The sequence below is a fragment of the Nonomuraea lactucae genome, assembly GCF_003313395.1.
Classification (GTDB): domain Bacteria; phylum Actinomycetota; class Actinomycetes; order Streptosporangiales; family Streptosporangiaceae; genus Nonomuraea; species Nonomuraea lactucae.
The window spans coordinates 1-4,563 of sequence record NZ_QNFZ01000768.1 but is presented as its reverse complement, the minus strand read 5'-3'; the positions used below and the strand labels follow the sequence as shown (position 1 = coordinate 4,563).

Genomic DNA, 4,563 nt, shown 5'->3' with positions numbered 1-4,563 from the left:
GGCCACTCCCCGCGCGTCCAGCAGGGCCGTCGCCTCCGCCGTGCCGAGGTCGCGCAGCGCCGTCACGCGCAGCGCCTGCGTCCAGCCCTCGTCGGCCTGCCAGCGCAGGTCGGGCGGGGTCCGGCCGGCCACCACGACCAGCGCCCCGAGCGGCACCCGGGGCAGGAACTGCTCGCGTAGCCAGCCCTCCAGACCCTGGCACCGTTCGAAGGTGTCGACCAGCAGCACCGCCCGCTCGTCACCGAGCACCGCCGCGGCCTCCGCCTCGAACGCGGCGGGCGACGGCTCGATGGTGCGCCCGTCGACGTGCACCACACTCCGCCCCGCGGCCCGCGCCTCGATCTCGAACCGGCGCAGCAGCGCCGACTTGCCGATGCCGCCCGGCCCGTGGACGTACAGCACCGACCAGGAGTCGGCGCGCAGGGCCGAACGGAAGAGCGCCAGCTCCTCTTCCCTTCCCACGAAAGCACGGCTCCGCGCCTCGTGGAGGCGTCGCTGCAACGAGGGGGAATCACCGTCATGGCCGAGCGACATGTCGCAGTCTCCTGGTTCCACTCACCGCCGTTCCACGACAAGTATGGTTCGCTCCGCGTGCGCCCGGGCTCTTATCGGGGAGCCGGCCTGACCACCAGCGCGCTGCCGCCGCCGCGCCTGGTCGGCTCGGCCACGGCCTGCACCCTGCCCCGGCCCAGGAGCTCCAGGGCGGTGGCGGCGCCGATCTCCGCCGTCACGGCGAAGCTGTGCCCACGGCTCTCCAGCTCCGTGCGGTGGGCGTCGAGGAACGCCTGCTCGGCCTGGGTCTGGGCGCCGTTGCGCTGCGACGCCCGGGGGGCCACCAGCGCCTCGGGCAGGGTCATGCCCCACTCGTAGCGGTTGACGAGGATCTGCAGCACGGTCGTGATGATGGTCGCCCCGCCGGGGGACCCGACCGCGAGCACCGGGCGGCCGTCGTCGAACACGATCGTGGGCGCCATCGACGAGCGCGGACGCTTGCCGGGGCCGGGCAGGTTGGGGTCCCCCGGAGCCGGGCCGAAGGTGAAGTCGGTCAGCTCGTTGTTGAGCAGGACCCCGCGTCCGGGCACCACGATGCCGTTGCCGCCGGTCGACTCGATCGTAAGGTTGTAGGCGACGACGTCGCCCCAGCGGTCGGCCACGACGAGGTGGGTGGTCTCCGGCCCCTCGGCCACGGTCGGCCTGGAGGCGCCGGTCGGGTTCGCGCACGGGTCGTAGTCGCCGTCCGGCTCACCAGGGGCGGCCGGGTGCGCCAGCGCGCGGTCGCCGATCAGGCAGGCGCGTTCCTTGGCGAAGCCGTCGGACAGCAGTGCCTTCAGCGGAACGCCGGGCAGATCACCGACGTACTTGTTGCGGTCGGCGAAGGCCAGGCGCGACGCCTCCAGGTACTCGTGCAGCCCGACCTGGGGCAGCGCGTCAAGGATGTTCAGCGCCTCCCCCACGGTCGAGCCGCCGGACGACGGGGGCGCCATGCCGTAGACCCGCAGGCCCTGGAAGTCGACGCGCGTCGGCTCGCGCATCAGCGCCCGGTAGGACCGCAGGTCCGCCTCCTCCATCAGGCCGGGCCTGACCTTGCGGGTGGCGCCCGGGACGACCGGCGGCTGCTTGACCGTGGCGACGATCTCCCTGCCGAGCTGCCCTCCGTACAGCCAGGCGGGGCCGCGCCTGGCAAGCTCGCGGTAGGTGTCGGCGAGCTCGGGGTTCTTGAAGACGGAGCCGACGGGCGGCGGCGCGCCGCCCGGCAGGTAGAGCTTGGCGGTCGAGGTGAAGTCCTTGAACCTGGCCTGGTTCAGCCTGGTCTGGTCGGCGAACGTCTGGTCGACGACGAAGCCCTGGTCGGCGACCTGGATGGCCGGTTGGAGCGCCTGCTTCAGCGAGATCGTGCCGAACCTGCGCAGCGCGAGGTCCCACTGCGCGACCGTGCCCGGCACGCCCGCCGACAGGCCGCTGGTGACGCCCTCCTCGAACGGGATGCCCTCGAACGTGGACGCCGTCATGGCCTTCGGCGCGGTCTCGCGGCCGTCGATGGTGTGGACCTTACGGTTCCTGGCGTCGTAGTGGACGAGGAAACCGCCGCCCGCCAGGCCCGCGGAGTAGGGCTCGGTGACGCCGAGCACGGCTCCGGCGGCGACCGCGGCGTCGATGGCGTTGCCGCCCTCCCTGAGCACGGCGATGGCCGCCCTGCTCGCGTCGAGGTCGACGGTGGCGACCGCGCCGCCGTACCCCTCGGCGACGGGGACCTTCGGTCTGTTCTGCTCGGACGGGTGACGCTGGGCCGTCGCCGGCGAGGTGAGGGCCGGCGTGACGAGGATTGCTGCTGTGAGGGCAATCACACTCCGCATAGTGTCCACCATGGCCCAGCTACGCCCATCGTGGTAGGGCCCCCTCCTCCAGCCGGGGGATGCGCAGGTCAAAGGGGGTGATCTAGCGTGGCCACGTGCGCGTGAAGCCCGGGTTCGACCCTTACGCCGCCGCCGGCGTGGCGCTGGCGCAGGTGGTGCTGTCGCAGGGGGCCGCCTATGGGCAGCAGGCGTTCAGGGAGCCGCTGGATTCGCTGGGGTACGGGCTGCTGCTGGTGGGGCCGGCGGCGCTGGCAGTGCGACGGAAATTTCCCCTTATATCGGCTGCCGTCGCCTTGCTGGCGACTTATGCGTACACGTGGCTCGGCTACCCCCTCGGGCCGGTCTACCTGGCGCCGGTCGTCGTGCTGTTCTCGCTGGTGCTGGGGGGACGGCGGCTGGCCGCGTGGTGCCTGGCCGGGGTCACCTGGGCGGTCTTCCTGGCGTACGGCTACCTGGGCAACCCGCGGCCGGTCGGTATCTTCCACGACCTGGCCATCACCGCGTTCATCCTGCTCGTCATGGTGATGGCCGAGCTGGCCGCGATCGTCCGCGAACGGCGCGCGCAGCAGCAGCGGGCGGCGGAGGAGGAGACGAGGCGGCAGGCCAGCGAGGAGCGCCTGACCATGGCCCGGGAACTGCACGACGTGCTCGCGCACAACATCTCGCTCATCCACGTCCAGGCCTCCACCGCGCTCCACCTCATCGATGACAACCACGACCAGGCCCGCACCGCGCTGGCCACGATCAAGTCGGCCTCCAAGGAGGTGCTCGGCGAGATGCGCTCGGTCCTGGACGTCCTGCGGGAGGGCGCCCCGCGCCACCCGACGGCCGGTCTCGACCGCCTCGACGAGCTGACCGAACGCTCCGGCCTGGACGTCACACTGGAACGCGCCGGTCCGGACGGGACACCGGGGAGCGCCGCCTCACGGCCGTTGCCGCCGCAGGTGGAGCGGGCCGCCTACCGCATCGTCCAGGAGTCGCTCACGAACGCCGCCCGCCATGCCCCCGGCTCCCGGGTGCGGGTCCGGCTGGAGTACGGCCCCCGGGAGCTGGCCGTCCAGGTCACCGACACCGGCGCGACCACGCCGGCCGTGCTGTCCGGGCAGGGCAGCGGCAACGGCATCGCCGGCATGCGCGAACGCGCCTCCGCCCTGGGCGGCACGCTGTCCGCCGGCCCCTCCGGCACCGGCTTCCAGGTCTCGGCCCGCCTCCCCCTCCCCAAGGAGACCCCGTGACCCTCCCCAAGGAGACCCCGTGACCCTCCCCAAGGAGACGCCGTGATCCTCCCGAAGGAGACGCCGTGATCAACGTACTGCTGGCCGACGACCAGGCCCTCGTCCGCGCCGGTTTCAAGGCCCTGCTCGACGCCCAGCCGGACATGACCGTGGTCGCCGAGGCCGCCGACGGGGCCGAGGCGGTGCGCCTGTGTTGCGAGCTGCGGCCCGACGTGGTGCTGATGGACATCCGCATGCCGGGCACCGACGGTCTCAAGGCCACCCGCCGGATGCCCGAGGGGCCGCGCGTCATCATCCTGACCACGTTCGAGCTCGACGAGTACGTCTTCGAGGCCCTGCGCGGCGGCGCCAGCGGCTTCCTGGTCAAGGACACCGAGCCCGCCGAGCTGATCCAGGCGGTGCGGGTCGTGGCGGCGGGCGAGGCACTGCTCTCCCCGAGCGTGACACGCCGCCTGATCGCCGAGTACGCCTCGCGCGCCAAGGAGCCGCTCTCGGCCCACGCCCTGGACCAGCTCACCGACCGCGAACGCGAGGTCCTGGCCCTGGTGGGCGCGGGCCTGACGAACGACGAGATCGCGGCCCGGCTCTTCATGTCGCCGGCGACGGCCAAGACCCACGTGAGCAGGGCCATGACCAAGCTCCAGGCCCGCGACCGCGCCCAGCTCGTCGTCGTCGCCTACGAGACCGGCCTCGTCCGCCCGGGCTGGCTCTGACAGGCGGACGACCCCGTTGGTCGCGACATGAACGGCACAGGAGGTGAAGACACTGTTACTGGCCGCATCCGGCGGGCGACGTTAGGTTGCGCGTAAGGACGTCGTCGAGAGGGGCGCGGCTGTTGAGCGTGGAGGCGGCCACTCTGCTCGCCACGGGCCTCGCCGCCGGGCTGGTGGCGGGCAGCGCGTCGTGCACGGCGGTGCAGGGCGGCCTGCTCGCCGGCCTGACCGGCAGAGGCCCGGAACCCGGCGCGGGGGGCG

Annotated in this window: 3 protein-coding genes and 1 pseudogene; 2 read left to right on the top strand and 2 right to left on the bottom strand. The window is 72.9% G+C overall.

Going from position 1 to position 4,563, the window contains the following annotated elements:
• Together DQW85_RS27095 and ggt are read right to left on the bottom strand one after the other, a co-directional pair.
• A pseudogene (locus DQW85_RS27095) lies at positions 1-462 on the bottom strand (AAA family ATPase); the annotation flags it as partial.
• A 143-nt stretch (positions 463-605) separates the two neighbouring features.
• Positions 606-2,354, bottom strand: coding sequence for a gamma-glutamyltransferase (ggt, locus tag DQW85_RS27090; RefSeq protein ID WP_113702745.1), 1,749 nt, complete (start codon positions 2,352-2,354; stop codon positions 606-608).
• Positions 2,355-2,449: 95 nt separating this feature from the next.
• On the opposite strand from ggt, the gene DQW85_RS27085 reads away from it, so the two are divergent.
• Positions 2,450-3,589 (top strand): sensor histidine kinase, encoded by a 1,140-nt coding sequence (locus DQW85_RS27085; RefSeq protein WP_113702744.1) that lies wholly within the window; start codon positions 2,450-2,452, stop codon positions 3,587-3,589.
• 65 nt (positions 3,590-3,654) lie between these two features.
• Complete coding sequence (locus DQW85_RS27080) at positions 3,655-4,302, top strand: response regulator (protein WP_113702743.1); 648 nt, start codon at positions 3,655-3,657, stop codon at positions 4,300-4,302.
• The last annotated feature ends 261 nt before the right edge of the window (positions 4,303-4,563 follow it).

Bases quoted from the DNA above. Each gene is read 5' to 3' on its own strand.
- ggt (WP_113702745.1), bottom strand. From the start codon at position 2,354: ATGCGGAGTGTGATTGCCCTCACAGCAGCAATCCTCGTCACGCCGGCC.